13 protein-coding genes are annotated in these 16,702 nt (G+C 60.4%); 8 read left to right on the top strand and 5 right to left on the bottom strand.

From position 1 onward, the window contains the following. Positions 1–8: 8 nt before the first annotated feature. The 6 genes from HV782_RS05820 (at position 9) to HV782_RS05795 (ending at position 8,053) form a co-directional block, all read left to right on the top strand. Positions 9–1,460: an alginate O-acetyltransferase gene (locus tag HV782_RS05820; RefSeq protein WP_186745509.1), complete on the top strand. Its 1,452-nt coding sequence runs from the start codon at positions 9–11 to the stop codon at positions 1,458–1,460. Between the two features lie 8 nt (positions 1,461–1,468). Then, complete coding sequence (locus HV782_RS05815) at positions 1,469–2,593, top strand: mannuronate-specific alginate lyase (RefSeq protein WP_186745511.1); 1,125 nt, start codon at positions 1,469–1,471, stop codon at positions 2,591–2,593. 374 nt (positions 2,594–2,967) lie between these two features. After that, positions 2,968–4,533, top strand: a complete 1,566-nt coding sequence (locus HV782_RS05810) for an MBOAT family O-acyltransferase (RefSeq protein WP_186745513.1) — start codon at positions 2,968–2,970, stop codon at positions 4,531–4,533. A gap of 10 nt (positions 4,534–4,543) precedes the next feature. Next, a complete protein-coding gene (locus tag HV782_RS05805; protein ID WP_186745515.1) occupies positions 4,544–5,716 on the top strand; it encodes an alginate O-acetyltransferase in 1,173 nt (390 codons plus the stop codon). Between the two features lie 14 nt (positions 5,717–5,730). After that, entirely contained in the window at positions 5,731–6,387 is a 657-nt protein-coding gene (locus HV782_RS05800) for an alginate O-acetyltransferase AlgF (RefSeq protein WP_123464827.1), read from the top strand. Positions 6,388–6,601: 214 nt separating this feature from the next. Further along, a complete protein-coding gene (locus HV782_RS05795) occupies positions 6,602–8,053 on the top strand; it encodes a mannose-1-phosphate guanylyltransferase/mannose-6-phosphate isomerase (protein ID WP_123464825.1) in 1,452 nt (483 codons plus the stop codon). 81 nt (positions 8,054–8,134) lie between these two features. On the opposite strand, the gene HV782_RS05790 is transcribed toward HV782_RS05795, so the two are convergent. Further along, positions 8,135–10,885 (bottom strand): RHS repeat domain-containing protein, encoded by a 2,751-nt coding sequence (locus HV782_RS05790; RefSeq protein WP_186745517.1) that lies wholly within the window; start codon positions 10,883–10,885, stop codon positions 8,135–8,137. 177 nt (positions 10,886–11,062) lie between these two features. Here HV782_RS05790 and HV782_RS05785 point away from each other — a divergent pair, with 177 nt between their 5' ends. Then, positions 11,063–11,527, top strand: coding sequence for a multidrug transporter (locus HV782_RS05785; protein ID WP_186745519.1), 465 nt, complete (start codon positions 11,063–11,065; stop codon positions 11,525–11,527). A gap of 34 nt (positions 11,528–11,561) precedes the next feature. Next, the gene (locus HV782_RS05780; RefSeq protein WP_186745521.1) at positions 11,562–12,386 is read left to right on the top strand and encodes an SDR family oxidoreductase; all 825 of its coding nucleotides are present in this window, start codon (positions 11,562–11,564) and stop codon (positions 12,384–12,386) included. A gap of 47 nt (positions 12,387–12,433) precedes the next feature. Here HV782_RS05780 and HV782_RS05775 read toward each other — a convergent pair whose 3' ends face one another. From HV782_RS05775 to HV782_RS05760, 4 genes are all read right to left on the bottom strand, one after another. After that, positions 12,434–13,162, bottom strand: a complete 729-nt coding sequence (locus HV782_RS05775; RefSeq protein WP_123464817.1) for a hypothetical protein — start codon at positions 13,160–13,162, stop codon at positions 12,434–12,436. 248 nt (positions 13,163–13,410) lie between these two features. Further along, entirely contained in the window at positions 13,411–14,268 is an 858-nt protein-coding gene (locus HV782_RS05770) for an efflux RND transporter periplasmic adaptor subunit (RefSeq protein ID WP_123464815.1), read from the bottom strand. A 25-nt stretch (positions 14,269–14,293) separates the two neighbouring features. Beyond that, positions 14,294–14,494 carry a DUF1656 domain-containing protein gene (locus tag HV782_RS05765; protein WP_015096751.1) on the bottom strand — a complete coding sequence of 67 codons (201 nt, stop codon included), beginning with the start codon at positions 14,492–14,494 and terminating at the stop codon, positions 14,294–14,296. Next, positions 14,484–16,676 carry an FUSC family protein gene (locus HV782_RS05760; RefSeq protein ID WP_186745523.1) on the bottom strand — a complete coding sequence of 731 codons (2,193 nt, stop codon included), beginning with the start codon at positions 16,674–16,676 and terminating at the stop codon, positions 14,484–14,486. Before HV782_RS05760 ends, HV782_RS05765 begins: the two co-directional genes overlap by 11 nt. Positions 16,677–16,702: the final 26 nt, after the last annotated feature.

Raw genomic sequence — 16,702 nt, 5'->3', positions numbered from 1 at the left:
ATAATTTTATGCACCCACACTTGATCAGATTACTCAGCCTGTCGGCCCTGACCGTGGGCATTCTGGCGGCCAGCAACGGCGCCCGTGCGGACGAAGTGAAAGCGCCCGAGTTCACCGCCGAACCGTGCTGCAACCTGTGCCCGGCCGCGCATGACGCGAAGAACTACACCACGCGTTATCAGCAGAACTTCACCACCCTGGTGCAGGCGCAGGGCGACTGGCTGTTCCGCACACAAGAAGACTTGCGCACCGAGTTCAACACCACCCCGGCCGGTTACAAACGCCTGCAACAGCTGCACGATGCGTTCAAAGCCAAAGGCGTCGAACTGGTGATCGTTTACCAGCCGACCCGTGGCCTGGTGAACCGCAACAAGCTCAACCCGCAGGAAAAAGCCGCGTTCGATTACGAGAAAGCGCTGGGCAACTACAAGACCATGCTCGGGCGTTTCGCGCAGATGGGATACGTGGTGCCGGACCTGTCGCCGCTGACCAACGAGTCGCTGCCGGACACCCTGCCCGCTCACGATTTCTACTTCCGCGGCGACCAGCACTGGACCCCATATGGCGCCCAGCGCACGGCGAAAATCGTCGCCGAGAAGGTCAAGCAGATTCCGGCCTTCGCCGACATTCCCAAGCGTGAATTCGAGACCAAGCGCTCCGGGCGCATGGGCAAGACCGGCACCCTGCACAACATGGCCGGGCAACTGTGCGGCACCAGTTACGCGATCCAGTACATGGACCAGTTCACCACCGAGCCGAAAGGCGAAGCCGGTGACGGCGACCTGTTCGGGGATTCCGGCAACCCGCAAATCACCCTCGTGGGCACCTCGCACAGCGGCAAGAACTACAACTTCGCCGGCTTCCTCGAAGAGGCGATCGGCGCCGACATTCTCAACGTCGCCTTTCCCGGCGGCGGCCTGGAAGGTTCGATGCTGCAGTACCTGGGCAGCGACGAATTCCAGAAGACCCCGCCGAAAATTCTCATCTGGGAATTCTCGCCGCTGTACCGCCTCGACCAGGAAACCATCTATCGCCAGATGATGTCCCTGCTCGACAACGGCTGCGAAGGCAAAGACGCGCAAATGTCCGCCAGCACCACGCTCAAGCCGGGCGGCAAACAGGAACTGCTGGTCAACAGCAAAAACCTGAACCTGCAGAACAGCAGCCATCAGGTCGACATCCGCTTCGCCGACCCTTCGGTGAAAACCCTGCAAGCCACCCTCTGGTACATGAACGGTCGCCACGAGGACATCAAGATCGAGAAACCGGAAACTTCCGACACCGACGGTCGTTTCGCCTTTGAGCTGCGCACGGACGAAGACTGGGCCTCGCAAAACCTGCTGGCCGTCGAAGTCCAGGGCCCGGAAGCGGGCACCGCGCCACAAAAAGTCGAAGCGAAAATCTGCAAACGCAACGTATTCCCGGGCGCTGGGCAACAAACCGCTCAGGTCGGGCAATGAGGTCTGCTATGCGAAATCGAACGATCAAACACTTGCTTGCACCATCCCTGCTGACCCTGGCGATGTTCGCCGGGGCCACTCAGGCCGCCGCGCCACTGCGTCCGCCGCAGGGCTACTTCGCCCCGGTGGATAAATTCAAGACCGGCGACAAGAGCGAAGGCTGTGACGCGATGCCAACGCCCTACACCGGACCGCTGCAATTTCGCAGCAAATACGAAGGTTCGGACAAGGCCCGCGCGACACTGAACGTGCAGTCGGAAAAAGCCTTTCGCGACACCACCAAAGACATCACCACGCTGGAACGCGGCACCGCCAAACGGGTGATGCAGTTCATGCGCGACGGTCGCCCGGAGCAGCTCGATTGCACGCTGAACTGGCTGACCGCGTGGGCCAAGGCCGATGCGTTGATGTCGAAAGACTTCAACCACACCGGCAAGTCGATGCGCAAATGGGCGCTGGGCAGCATGGCCTCTTCGTACATTCGCCTGAAGTTCTCTGACTCGCATCCGCTGGCGCAGCATCAGCAGGAAGCGCAGTTGATCGAGGCGTGGTTCAGCAAAATGGCCGATCAGGTGGTCAGCGACTGGGACAACCTGCCGCTGGAAAAAACCAACAACCACTCGTACTGGGCCGCGTGGTCGGTGATGGCCACCGCCGTCGCCACCAACCGCCGCGACCTGTTCGACTGGGCGGTGAAGGAATACAAGGTCGGAGTCAATCAAGTCGACGCCGACGGCTTCCTGCCGAACGAACTCAAGCGCCAGCAACGCGCCCTCGCCTATCACAACTACGCCCTGCCGCCGCTGGCAATGATCGCCAGTTTCGCCCAGGTCAACGGTGTCGACTTGCGTCAGGAAAACAACGGCGCGCTGAAACGTCTGGGTGATCGGGTGCTGGCCGGGGTGAAAGACCCGGATGCATTCGAGAAGAAGAACGGTAAAGAGCAGGACATGACCGACCTCAAAGAGGACATGAAATTCGCCTGGCTCGAACCGTTCTGCACGCTCTACACCTGCCCGCCGGATGTGATCGAGAAGAAGCACGGCATGCAACCGTTCAAGACCTTCCGCCTGGGTGGCGACCTGACCAAGGTCTACGACCCTTCGCATGAAAAGGGCAACAAAGGCTCATGAAGCAAAAGCCCCTCACCCTAGCCCTCTCCCGGAGGGAGAGGGGACTGACCGAGGTGCTTTTGAGAAATCCGCCGACCTGAAATATCGAGTCGATCTCAGTTGAAAAACAATCGAGATCAGACTGCAAGGAAACACCGAGTTGATCTCAGGCTTTGAAAAAACGAGATCAGGCTGCAAGGAAATACCGAGCCGATCTCCATTTTTGAAAACCATGGAGATCAGGCTCCCTCTCCCTCCGGGAGAGGGCGGGGGGTGAGGGAGCTTTCAAGGCCCTGCACAACCCTGACAGCAACACCGTTTCACCCCTCCACTACCACGGGGGGTTTGGGGGGGCTTTGGCCCTTGACTGTTGGTTCAAACATGGAGAGATCGGGATGGTATTTTCATCCAACGTGTTCCTGTTTCTGTTCTTGCCGATCTTTCTCGGCTTGTACTACTTGAGCGGGCAACGCTATCGCAACCTGTTGCTGCTGATTGCCAGCTACGTGTTCTACGCGTGGTGGCGGGTGGACTTCCTGGCGCTGTTCGCCGGCGTCACCCTGTGGAACTACTGGATCGGCCTGAAAGTCGGTGCCGCCGGCGTGCGCACCAAACCGGCACAACGCTGGCTGCTGCTTGGCGTCGCGGTCGACCTGTGCATCCTCGGCTACTTCAAGTACGCCAACTTCGGCGTCGACAGCATCAACGCGATGATGACGTCGGTCGGTCTTGAGCCGTTCATCCTCACCCACGTGCTGTTGCCGATCGGTATTTCGTTCTACATCTTCGAGTCGATCAGCTACATCATCGACGTGTATCGCGGCGACACCCCGGCCACCCGCAACCTGATCGACTTCGCGGCGTTCGTGGCGATCTTCCCGCACCTGATTGCCGGCCCGGTCCTGCGTTTCCGCGACCTCGCCGACCAGTTCAACAACCGCACCCACACCCTCGACAAGTTCTCCGAGGGCTGCACGCGGTTCATGCAGGGTTTCATCAAGAAGGTGTTCATTGCCGACACCCTCGCCGTGGTCGCCGACCACTGCTTCGCCCTGCAAAACCCGACTACCGGTGATGCCTGGCTCGGCGCGCTGGCGTACACCGCGCAGCTGTATTTCGACTTCTCCGGTTACAGCGACATGGCCATCGGCCTGGGCCTGATGATGGGTTTCCGCTTCATGGAAAACTTCAAGCAGCCGTACATCAGCCAGTCGATCACCGAGTTCTGGCGCCGCTGGCACATCAGCCTGTCGACCTGGCTGCGTGACTACCTGTACATCACCCTCGGCGGCAACCGTAAAGGCACGCTGATGACCTATCGCAACCTGTTCCTGACCATGCTCCTCGGTGGTCTGTGGCACGGTGCGAACATCACTTACATCGTCTGGGGCGCCTGGCACGGCATGTGGCTGGCGATTGAAAAAGCGCTGGGCCTGAACACCTCGCCGCGCAGCCTCAACCCGATCCGCTGGGCGCTGACCTTCCTGCTCGTGGTCATGGGCTGGGTGATCTTCCGTGCCGAGAACCTGCACGTTGCCGGGCGCATGTACGGCGCGATGTTCAGCTTCGGCGACTGGTCGCTGTCGGAACTCAATCAGGCCAGCCTCACCGGTCTGCAAGTGGCGACGCTGGTGGTGGCTTACGTGACGCTGGCGTTCTTCGGTCTGCGTGATCTGTACACCAACCAGCCGCCGGCCAAGAGCAAACCTGAAGTCAACGTCGAGGCCAACGGCCCTGCCACCGCCACGCCAGGAATGATCAAAGCCGCCCCTGGCGAAAACCCGGCGAACATCCACGAGCCTGGCTACACCGTCGGCGTCGAAGCCCAGGTGCAACCGGCTTACTGGACGGCGGACTGGTCGCGCTACGTGATGCGCGGGCTGATCCTGCTGCTGTTCATCGCTTCGATTCTCAAACTTTCGGCGCAAAGCTTCTCGCCGTTCCTTTACTTCCAGTTCTGAGGGATCTGACATGACCCGCTCATTACGCATCTTCTACATCGCCCTGTTCCTGGTGACCTTGTTGGTCCTCGGTCTGTGGTCGGTTCGCAGCTTCTTCGGTTTCAGCACCAACGCCGACGCGACGGTGCTCAACGGCCGCTGGACCAAGGCTGTGGAAACCCACTACGACGACCAGTTTCCGATCAAGCGTCTGGGCACCAACCTCTGGGCCGCGCTGGATTTCAAACTGTTCAACGAGGGTCGTCCGGGCGTGGTGCTCGGTCGCGATCAGTGGTTGTACAGCGACGAGGAATTCAACCCGATCGTCAACGAAGAGCTGAACCTGCAAGGCAACTACGCGCTGGTTGAAGGCGTGCGCCAGACCCTGAAAGAGAAAGGCGTGAAACTGGTGATGGCGATCGTGCCGGCCAAGGTTCGTCTGTACCCGGAGCATCTGGGCGAAGTGAAACCGGCGAGCATTCACGAAAACCTTTATGAGGATTTCCACCACCGCGTCGCGGCGGACAAGATCCTTGCTCCTGACCTGCTCAAGCCACTGCAACAGGCCAAGCACAATGGTCAGCAAGTGTTCCTGCGCACCGACACCCACTGGACGCCGGAAGGCGCCGAGATTGCCGCCAACACTCTGGCGAAAACCATCGCCGACAAGTTCCCGCTCAGCGGCGAGCCACAGCGCTTCGTTACCACGCCGGCGGAGAAGGTCACGCACAAGGGCGACCTGCGTCTGTTCCTGCCGCTCGATCCGCTGTTCGAAAACCTGATGCCGGCGCAAGAGCCGCTGCAAAAGCGCAACACCGTGGCCGCCGAGCAACCTGCCGGTGACGACGCGCTGTTCGCCAGCAATGAGGTGCCGGTGGCACTGGTCGGCACCAGTTACAGCGCCAACCCCAACTGGAACTTCGTCGGTGCGCTGAAACAAGCGCTGCACAGCGACGTGGTGAGCTACGCCGAAGACGGCCACGGCCCGATCCTGCCGATGCTCAGCTACCTGAAAAGCGATGACTTCAAGAACAGCCCGCCACAGGTGCTGATCTGGGAGTTTCCTGAACGTTATCTGCCTGTGAACAACGAAATCGGCGACGCCGACCCGCAGTGGGTCGCAGAGCTCAAACAAGCCGGTGCTCGCCAACAAAACGTAGCTATCAACACTAAATCCGAGACGCCCGATCGGGCGCAAAACTGAAAGAGAGGTACACCATGACTTTCACTACTACTCCTCGTCGTCTCGCTAAAAGCTTCGCACTGGTTGCTGGCCTCAGCGTGCTTTCCGTCCCTGCCTTTGCCGGTGGCGACGCCGCGCTGTACGGCCCGACCGCACCGAAAGGCTCGACCTTCGTGCGGGTCTACAACGCCAGCAACGCTGAAGTCAGCGCGACTGTCGGCAGCACTAATCTGAGCGACGTTGCGCCACTGGCCAGCAGCGATTTCAGCTTCATGCCGGGCGGTGACTACAGCGCCAAAATCGGCAGCCAGACCCTGCCGGTGAAACTCGCCGGTGACCACTACTACACCCTGGTCAACAACGCGTCCGGCGCGCCGCAACTGATCGAAGAACCGCCGTTCAAGAACAAGCAGAAATCCCTGGTGCGCGTGCAGAACCTCAGCGACAAGCCGCTGACCCTGAAGACCGCCGACGGCAAGACCGACGTGGTGCCGAACGTAGCGGCCAAGGGCCGTGGCGAACGTGAAATCAACCCGGTGAAAGTCAGCCTGGCGCTGTATGAAGGCGACAAGAAAGTCGGCGACGTGAAACCGGTCGCCCTCGAGCGCGGTGAAGCCGCAGTGCTGTACGTCACCGGCAGCGGTAGCAGCCTGTCGCCAGTCTGGGTGAAACGCCCGGTGTCGACGCGCTAACAATTTTTCCTGACTGACGCATATCCCCTGTGGGAGCGAGCTTGCTCGCGAAAGCGGTCTGACATTCAACAGATGTGTCGACTGATACGCCGCCTTCGCGAGCAAGCTCGCTCCCACAATGATCGGGTTGTCAGCTCGGATACGAGACAAAAACAAGAGTGAAACGACACATCGTTCGTGCCTCTAACCCAATTGATTTTTATGGAGTAACAACATGATTCCGGTGATCTTGTCAGGTGGTAGCGGTTCGCGTCTGTGGCCGCTTTCGCGCAAACAATTCCCTAAACAATTCCTCGCCCTGACCGGCGAACACACGCTGTTTCAGCAAACCCTCGAACGCCTGGTGTTCGAAGGCATGGATACGCCGATCGTGGTCTGCAACAAGGATCACCGCTTCATCGTCAACGAGCAGTTGGCCGCTCGCAATCTGGAAACCCAGCGCATCCTGATGGAGCCATTCGGCCGCAACACCGCGCCAGCGGTGGCGCTGACCGCGATGATGCTGGTCAATGAAGGTCGCGACGAACTGATGCTGGTGCTGCCGGCCGACCACGTTCTCGATGATCAGAAAGCCCTGCAACGCGCCCTGGCGCTGGCCACCGTCGCCGCCGAAAACGGCGAAATGGTGCTGTTCGGCGTGCCGGCGACCAAACCGGAAACCGGTTACGGCTACATCAAGTCCACTGCCGATTCGCTGCTGCCCGAAGGCGTCAGCCGCGTCTCGCACTTCGTCGAAAAACCCGACGTCAAACGCGCCACCGAGTACGTCGAATCCGGTGGCTACTACTGGAACAGCGGCATGTTCCTGTTCCGTGCCAGCCGCTTCCTCGAAGAGCTGAAAAAGCACGATCCGGACATCTACGACACCTGCCTGCTGACCCTGGAGCGCAGCGTTCAGGATCCGGACACCATCACCTTCGACGAAGCCACCTTTGCCTGCTGCCCGGACAACTCCATCGACTACTCGGTGATGGAAAAAACCCAGCGTGCCTGCGTGGTGCCGCTGACCGCCGGCTGGAGCGATGTCGGTTGCTGGTCGTCGCTGTGGGAAGTCAACGAAAAAGACGCCAACGGCAACGTCAGCAAGGGCGACGTGGTCATCCAGGACAGCAAGAACTGCATGATCCACGGCAATGGCAAGCTGGTGTCGGTGATCGGCCTGGAAAACATCGTCGTGGTCGAAACCAAGGACGCGATGATGATCGCCCACAAGGACAAGGTTCAGGGCGTCAAACAGATGGTCGCAACCCTCAACGAACAGGGTCGCAGCGAAACCCAGAACCACTGCGAAGTCTATCGTCCGTGGGGCTCGTACGACTCGGTGGACATGGGCGGGCGCTTCCAGGTCAAGCACATCTCGGTGAAACCGGGCGCATGCCTGTCGCTGCAGATGCACCACCACCGCGCCGAACACTGGATCGTGGTCAGCGGCACCGCCGAAGTGACCTGCGATGACAACGTGTTCCTGCTCTGCGAAAACCAGTCGACCTACATCCCGATCGCCTCGGTGCACCGCCTGCGCAACCCGGGCAAGATCCCGCTGGAGATCATCGAAGTGCAATCGGGCAGCTACCTGGGCGAAGACGATATCGAGCGGTTCGAAGATATCTACGGTCGCTCCACCCCGGTTGAACGCGGCGTGTCGGTGAAAACCATCGCGCAGTAAAACGTCCGGCAACACAAAAAGCCCCCGCCCGCCCCATTGCGTCCCCTATCCGCAACGGGTCGGGCGGGGGCTTTTGTTCACCTAGCCGTAGGTCGACCCTCGACGAGGGCGCCTGGCTTCTCCGTCTCTGCTGTCCAGGTAATCGACCGCCTGCACAACGTCCGGTGCAGACGACACAAAGGCTGCATTAAACGCTTGCTGGACGAACGAACTCAGCCCTGCCGATTGATCCGGGACCGGTGCTCGCTGCGGTGCAGCAAATGTTTGCTGGAGCGTCTGAAAAGACGCTCTCGGCACATCCACGGTCGCAGACATCAGCACATTGGCAGGCGCACTCATCTGCTTGTACTGAACGCGCGTCTGCGCCTCTGAGGCCACCATGATGTTACTCATCGCGACAGAGGCCGCGCCGACAATTTGCAGCGCAGGATTTGCCGTGTGCATCAGCATTTTTCCGCTGAATTTAATGGTGGTGGCGACAGCCCCCCGCCTGGCGGCAAGTACTTGTGGGTCTTCGACAGGACTGTTGAAAATGTCCGACATCGGGCCCATGACCTGACTTGCAGTTTTTTCACCGAACACCGTACTGATGCCGGCCGAAAGCACCTCGCCGCCGTGATACATCACGGGCCCCGACGGCGGTGAAGTCTGGGTTTTCACGGCGGCCCTTACGTGAGCCTGGTGGGTGTTGAGCAGCGAATCGCTGGAGGCTCCAAGCCTGGCCAGTTCCACGGGAATTTCCCGTCGGTAATCCTGCACCCTGGGGTCTGGATTGTCGGCAAAATAATTGCGCACCGGTTGCATGCCGGCGGCCTGCACCGGGTTTACCAGTTTTTGCTTGCCCATATCGTGATAGGTCCGATCGTGAGGTTTCTTCTCTAGCGTGTTCGGATTACGCCCGTCACTGTCGCCGTAGACCAGCGGGTTGTTGCGCATCGCTCGATAACGGTTATGCCCATCAATAGCGCCCGCCGGATCCGGATTCAACCAGCGCTGCAACCAGGACAGGTAATAACGGTATCCGTAGTAATAAAGGCCGGTGGCATCGCGTTCCTTGGCGCAATAACGAACCGTTCGATAACTGACCTGCACCTCTTCACTCCACGCTGTCGCGCCGAACGGATAAAAATGCTCGCGGCTGACCACCGCTGCACTGGCGTCCAGTTCCAGCCCCATCGACCCCAAGTGATCGCTGAAACTGTAGCGGCAGTGGTCGTTGACACCCGAAGGTGGCGCCGTGTCCCAGTGCAGGATCCGTACGTGATTAAGACCGGTCTGAACCGTGATGACCTGCAACACCTCACCGGTGCCACTGTCCGTGCGCAACTCCAGTGCTGGCAGATAACGCACCTGCGCAACGACACGGCGGGCATTGGTCTGCAGCCAACGTATCTTGCGCCCCCGCTGTGCGTTGCCGTCATACAGGTAGACTTCGCGATCGTCCGCAGCGCTTTCGCGTTGCACTATCGCCACCGAATCCAGCTGATTGCGCCCATTCCAGTGCACCAGACGCCCTTGATCCAGCATGCGTAAATTGCCCCGTGCGTCGAACGCCGCCGCGATCTGCGCCTCGTCGGGCGGCACGCCATTGCGCCACGGCAGGCAGCGGTTGCTGTAACGCGCCGCTTGCAGTTGATGGCCATGATTTTGTGCGCCCACGTGGGTCAATTCGAGCAGGTTGCCGCCGGCGTCATACCGGTAGTTTTGGGTGTAATTGGCGATTGCCGCCGGCCCGGCACTGGCAGCGCCTGCTTCCCACCCGGTGGCCGCACAGATCTGGTAGAGGCTGTCATAGTAAAAGCGACTGACCGGGTCGATGCGCTGATTGGCGAAGTAGCGCACAGGCAGCGCCTTGTCTTCGATGCTCAGCACGTTGCCCGTCAGGTCATAGGCGTAGACCCAATGTTGCACGACTTCACCCGTGGCTCTGCTGGCCTTTCGTTGCTGCAGACGACCGTCCTCGGGTCGATAGCTCAGGGTAGTCAGCACCCCGTTGCCCGCGACTTCCTGCACAACCAGCCCGTCAGCGTTGTAGCGGATATCACTGACCAGCGTTGTCAAACCCGCGTGCGCCTGCAACTGCACGTGAATGGCCCGCAGGCGCCCAGCGATGGTCAACTCGAAACCCTGCCGATTGCCACACGCATCAACCTGTTCGAGGACATGGCCAAGCGCCCCGAAACGCCAGCCAGTCGTCGCGCCTTCGCCGGGTTCCAGCAGTTGCTCACGTTGATTGATCGGCTCCGGCCAATCCGGGTTAACCGGCTCCAGCGTGAAATGTCGGGTGTTCTGCAGACATTGGCCACCCAACGCATAAGCGTCGAATAGCAGGCTACCCAGCGGATCGTCGTGGCGAATCAACTGACCGCACTGGTTATGCAGCTCACCGACACCAGGCTCGCCGTAGATAAAACGCTCGGCGCAGCGTCGCGGTGCTCCCGCATCGGCTTCGAAAACGGCAACCGGGCGTAACAATAAGTCATGTTCAACTTCGCGCAGGGTGCCCCGACTGTCCCAACTCAACAGCACTTCATCGCCCAGCCCCTGCAAGACGACCTGCGTACCGGCATCGACGCTGTCCGAATGCAATACCTGACCACTCAATGTGTAAACCATCGTCAGGTTGGCAGGCGCCAGCGGATCGCTCATCTGCAGCAACCACAACCGCGGATCCCATTGCTCGACTGCATGCCCGGCCGCATTAAAGCCAGTGCGGTTGATGCGGGTTTGCGCAGACGTGCCCTCCACCTCACGCCAATAATCGACCGCACGCACAGACAGCCCTCGCGGGTCGTTGGCCGAAAGTCGCGGTGTTTTGCTGTGCATGCTCATAAGTCCGCTCCGCACGACGACGGCGTCCTGTCTGCGGTCATCTGAACAGCCGAACACATGGGAGGCTACTGTCAGAAATTACAGTGCCGACCAACGGTAGGAAGGTTTGCTCGACGAATGTCCATTCCCGCCCCCCTTAGGTAGGATGGTGTTCACGAATTCAAGGAGTATTCCGACATGTTCATCGGCGTCCTGCTGATCATCACCTGGCTGGTCCTGTTGCTGCGGTACCCGGCCAAGGCTGTGCCGGTGTCCGTGGCCGCTGCTGTCGGTCTGGGCCTGGTGGCGGTGTGGGTGGTGTGGCTGGACAACCGCGAGATCAAGCAACTGGCGCGGCTGGAGATGCGCATCACCTACGCGCCTGAACAATGCCCGGCGGATCGTCCACTGCAACTGAAAATGAACAACGGCAACGATGTCCCGCTGACCGAATTGCGCTGGCGCATCGCTGCCTACGCACCGGGCGACACGGTCAATCTGGCCGACAACCAATACACCGCCCCGCGCTATCGCGGCCCTGGCGAATTGCAGGCGGGCGGCAGTTGGGAAGATTGCCTGCCGATGCCACCGCTGCGCCCCGGATATCGCCCGCAAACCCTGGAGTTTCGCTCCGAGCGATTGCAGGGTAGTTTCTCCGACTGATCCCCTCCTCCACTGTTAGCACAAGGAATGCGCCATGCCCGTTGCGTTGATTACCGGTTGTTCCAGCGGCATCGGCCGCGCACTCGCCGACGCCTTCAAAGCCGCCGGTTTCGAAGTCTGGGCCAGTGCGCGCCGGGCCGAAGACGTAGCGACTCTGGCCTCGGCCGGCTTCACCGCCGTGCAACTCGACGTCAATGACGCGATGGCACTGGAGCAATTGAGTGAGCGCATCAACCAGCAACACGGCGGCCTCGACGTGCTGATCAACAATGCCGGTTACGGCGCGATGGGGCCGTTGCTCGACGGCGGCGTGCCGGCCATGCAGCGCCAGTTCGAAACCAACGTGTTCTCGATTGTCGGTGTCACCCGCGCACTGTTTCCCGTGTTGCGCCGGGCCAAAGGCCTGGTGGTGAATATTGGCAGCGTGTCGGGGGTGCTGGTCACGCCGTTTGCCGGTGCGTACTGCGCTTCAAAAGCGGCGGTGCATGCGTTGAGCGATGCCTTGCGCATGGAACTCGCGCCGTTCGGTATTCGCGTGATGGAAGTGCAGCCAGGGGCGATCCAGTCGAGCTTCGCCAAGAATGCCGGGCATGAGGCGGAGCAGTTGATCAACGAGCAATCGCCGTGGTTTCCCGTGCGCGAAGGTATTCGCGCACGGGCCAAGGCTTCACAGGACAAGCCGACGCCGGCCCGTGAGTTTGCTGCCGAGTTGTTGAAGGCTGTGCAACAGAGCAAACCGCCTCGGTTGGCGCGAATCGGCAATGGCAGCCGGGCGTTGCCGTTACTGGCGACGCTGCTGCCAAAGGGCTTGCTGGAATCAACGCTGATGAAGCGCTTCGGCCTGCACGGCAAGCTCTGATCCCGGGGATAGCCCGTTCACCGCTGCATGGCAATGAAGCGTCCGGGTCAGCGTGGCGCGGCCATGAGGTTGGGCAGGGATTCGAACTCAGGCGCTTGTCCCGCCGCTGCCGGGTAGAGCAGCTGGATCGAAATCGGCAGTTCCTTGCCCGGCTCCAGCAGATACTGGTCACCCGGTGGCGTCACCAATTCGATGATGCCCTCGGTTGCATCATGCACAACATCGAGCCAGGGTTGGGTGTAGATTTTCGTGCCCGCCGGTAACCCTGCACTGGAAAATTTCCACTGACTGAATGGCTGGCTGTTGGACGTGACCTTAACGTCGTAACTGTAAATCCAGCCGCCCGAGGCATCCTGCCACTTTGCGGCGAATGCCTGTCGCGTTGAAATAGCCTGCTCTGCACCCGTCTGAACGAACACCGGCCAATAGCCATCCTCATACTCTGGCTGGTAATAAACCATGCCGATTACTTCGGTAACTTTCGACAGTTCGACATCGCGATCCGTTGTGAAGGTAAGTGTTCGTCTTGGGTTCCAGCCGGTAACTTGCGGCTCAGTAATAGTCAGGTTGCTGTAACCGGATGAGTGGCTCAAGGTTGCGCCCGACTGGGGCATTGACGCATGCAAAAAAGTGGCGCCATGGTAAGTCCTGAACTGCAGGCGCGAGCCCACGGGTGGGGGTGTACCATCGGTTTCAAGAGTAAAGCCGAGCGTCACCGGTTCGCCGGCAACAATACGGCTGACAGAATTATCCATCCTGATTTCAATCACTTCCATTATCTGAAACTTCCATTTTAAAAATAATAAACAACACTACATCCGCCTAACATTGAACAATGCCAGTCCGGGTGAAAAGTTGACTAATTAACGCCATCGACAGATGACAGGAAGAACACTAACACATCAAAAACGCAGTAAACACAAATTCAACAGATACTTACAATCAACCAACTCAAACAACTATCGTTAGTTACTTAAAACAATAAGCATTACTCGCGAAGACTCCCTTCCTCGCGAGTAACTTCTTATTCCAACGGACTGACCACCACTGTGCACGTAATCCCTGCCGCCAACAAAACGCCCTCCGGCACTTGATCAATGTGAATCCGCACCGGCACTCGCTGCGCCAGACGCACCCAGTTGAACGTCGGGTTCACATCGGCGATCAATTCACGGCTCTCCGGGTTGTCGCGGTCGTAGATGCCGCGCGAGATGCTTTCCACATGGCCCTTCAAGACTTCGCCGCTCATCAGTTGCATGTCGGCCTTGTCACCCACACGCACATGCGGCAGTTTGGTCTCTTCGAAGAAGCCGTAAACCCAGAACGAATTCATGTCGACTACGGCCATCTTCGCCTCGCCGATACGCGCATAGTCACCGCGATGCACATTGAGGTTGGTCACGTAGCCGTCCACCGCCGCGCGCACTTCGGTACGTTTGAGATTGAGTTCGGCCGCCTCGAGCTGCGCCTGCGCGTGTTGATAGTCAGCCAGTGCCGAATCGGCGATGTTGCTGGCGTCGTCGCGGTTTTCCTTGGAGATCACCAGATTGTCGAGGTCGGCGCGGCGATGGGCGTTGACCTTGCGCATTTCCCAGGTGGCCTTGCGCGAGGCGACCAGCGACTGCGCCTGCTTCACTGCGATGCGGTAGTGCTCGGGATCAATCTGCATCAGCAAATCGCCCTTCTTCACCAACTGGTTGTCGCGCACCGGCACGTCGATTACTTCACCGGTGACGTCGGCAGCGACATTGATGATGTCCGCACGCACCCGACCATCGCGGGTCCACGGGGTGTTCATGTAGTGCTCCCACAACGAGCGACCGATCCACAGCGCCAGGGCCAGCACCAGCAGGGTCGCGAGCAGGCTGAAAAACTTTTTCATCAGGGCCTTCTTCAGAGATAGAGAGTCAACGATAAACAGTCAGCGCCATCGCGCCGAACAAACAGGTAAACAGGCTCAGGCGCAGCAGCGCCGGGTGCCAGAAGAAGCGGTACAGGTCGAACCCCGAGAGGAACCGGTCCAGCGCCCAGGCCAGCGCCGCAGCGATGAAAAACATCAGGGTCATGGTCGGCATGTACACGCCGTGGAAGGCGATTTCACGAGGCATGGGCAAGTCCTTCGGGCTTGGCGACGGCGTAGGCCGCGAGTGGGGATTGCGGGTCGAGCAACGAGGTGCGGATAAAGTGCAGGTAGCTCTTCACCCGACGCAGGGCCGAGGTGTCGAAGTGCGGCGCGAACGGCTCGTCGGTGGCGGCAACCCGGCTGATCGCGTGATCGACCGCCACCAGTGCGCGCTCCAGATTGCTCTGGTTCGGTTGCAGGAACAGTCGCACCAGCGCCCGGCCCATCACGCGGATCGCCTGGCGCCACGGCTGCGATTCGGCATAGGCCGGGTGCACCGGCAGAATCGCCTGCTCCTTGCGTAACTCGATGATCGCGTGGCCGACTTCGAGCACCACGAACATCCAGCGCAGCAGGTTCTTTTGCACGGTCGGCTGCCCGGCGGCGAGCCCATACGCCTGATGCAGCAAATCGCGGGTGCGGCTCTCGAAACTCGACGCCAGGCCCTTGAGCTTGCCGCTGATCGCATACACCACCTGACCGCGCAGATCCTGCTCCAGCCGCCGCCATAACCAGCGACTGTTCGGCGGCAGAATAATTGCGCCCGCTGCCGCGCAGACCAGCATGCCCATGACCATCGCGATGTAGTCGTTGATAAAGGTGTAGGGGTTGTAGACGGTCAGATTGTCCGGCACCGAACCGGTGCTGAAGAAGATCAGCAGACCGAGGCCGACCCCGGCGTACTGCGGCCGCGAAGTGAGGAACGAACCGAGTACGATCACCGGTGCGAGCATCATGCACAGCAGCGCAAAACCGTCGATCCACGGGAAGATGAAAAACATCTCGACGAAGCCGATCAACGCACCAAGGAAGGTGCCGCACGCCATCTGGAACGCCATGCGTTTCGGGTTGGGTGTGGCGGCAGACAAGCCTACGGTGGCGGCGGCAATCAACGTCATGGTCGCGCCGCTCGGCCACGCGGTGGCAACCCAGTAACTGCCCAGCACGATCAGGATGAACGAGGCGCGAATCCCCGAAGCCGCAGCGGCCCACCAGTTGGTTTGCGGGGTGAACGGCTCGTCCCAACGCTCGCGTTCGTGGTGGTGATCGGCCAGCGACGCGTGGGTCTGGGCGTAACTGTGCAGGTCGTCGACAAAGCGATAGAGCAGTTCGTACGCGGTGTGGAAATCCAGTTGCTCGGCGTCGCTCGGTTCGCGCTCCTGAAAGATGGCGCGCAAGGTTCGCACCCGCGTCGGCAGGCCTTCCTTGTAGGTCGCCAGCGCCATCGCCAGGCGTGCGGCGTCGGGGCTGGTCAGGGCACGGCCGCTGAAACCGTCGAGCACTTCGGCCAGGTCCTGCAGGCCCGGTCTGATCGCAGCCACCACGTGCTCTTCGCCGTTGCCGCGCAGGCGTTCGAGCAACTGATGCAAGGCGTTGAAGCGTGTGGTGATGCCCATGAACTCGCTGTTCAAGCGACTGAGGCGACCGTTGCGCCGACGCATGTGCGGGTCTTCGAACACCGTCACGCTGCGCAACCCTTCCAGGCCCACCGCTTCGGCGATGAAGCGCACGTTGCTGGCTTCGAAGGCCTCGGCCTTGCTGCGTCCGCGCAAGCCATCGGTGACGAACAGGGCAAACACGCCGAAGCGCTGATACAAGGCGTTGCGCATCGCCGCACTGGCGGTTTGCGGCAGAATTGCGGCGCTGATCACGGTCGAGCAGAGAATCCCCAGCGAGATCTCCAGCACGCGCCACACGGCGGCCATGAACGCGCCGTCCGGGTGCGCCAGCGCCGGCAACCCGACCATCGCGGCAGTGTAGCCGGCGAGGACAAAACCGTAGGCGCGGAAGTTACGGCAGCGCGCGGCGCCGGCCGAGCAGATCCCGACCCAGATCGCCAGCGCCCCCAGGAACAGTTCGGTGTTCTGCGCGAACAGCGCGATCAGCGTGACCATCATGGCCGACCCGGCCAGGGTGCCGAGGAAGCGATAGAAACTCTTGGCAAACACCTGCCCGCTCTGCGGCTGCATGACGATGAACACCGTAATCATCGCGGTGCGCGGCTGTGGCAGTTCCAGACGCATCGCCAGCCACAGCGTGAGGAACGCGGCGAGCAATACCTTGAAGATGTAGACCCAGGTCACGCCATCGCTGCGTGCCCAGTCGAAAAAACCACGGCGCCATTCCAGGGCGTAGAGCCAGCGCAAAGGTGCGGGCAAGGGAGTCATGAATTCTGCTCAGAAAAGTCGGGTCG

Source organism: Pseudomonas monsensis (assembly GCF_014268495.2).
GTDB classification, from domain to species: Bacteria; Pseudomonadota; Gammaproteobacteria; order Pseudomonadales; family Pseudomonadaceae; genus Aquipseudomonas; species Aquipseudomonas monsensis.
This window is presented reverse-complemented; position numbering and strand designations above follow the sequence as displayed.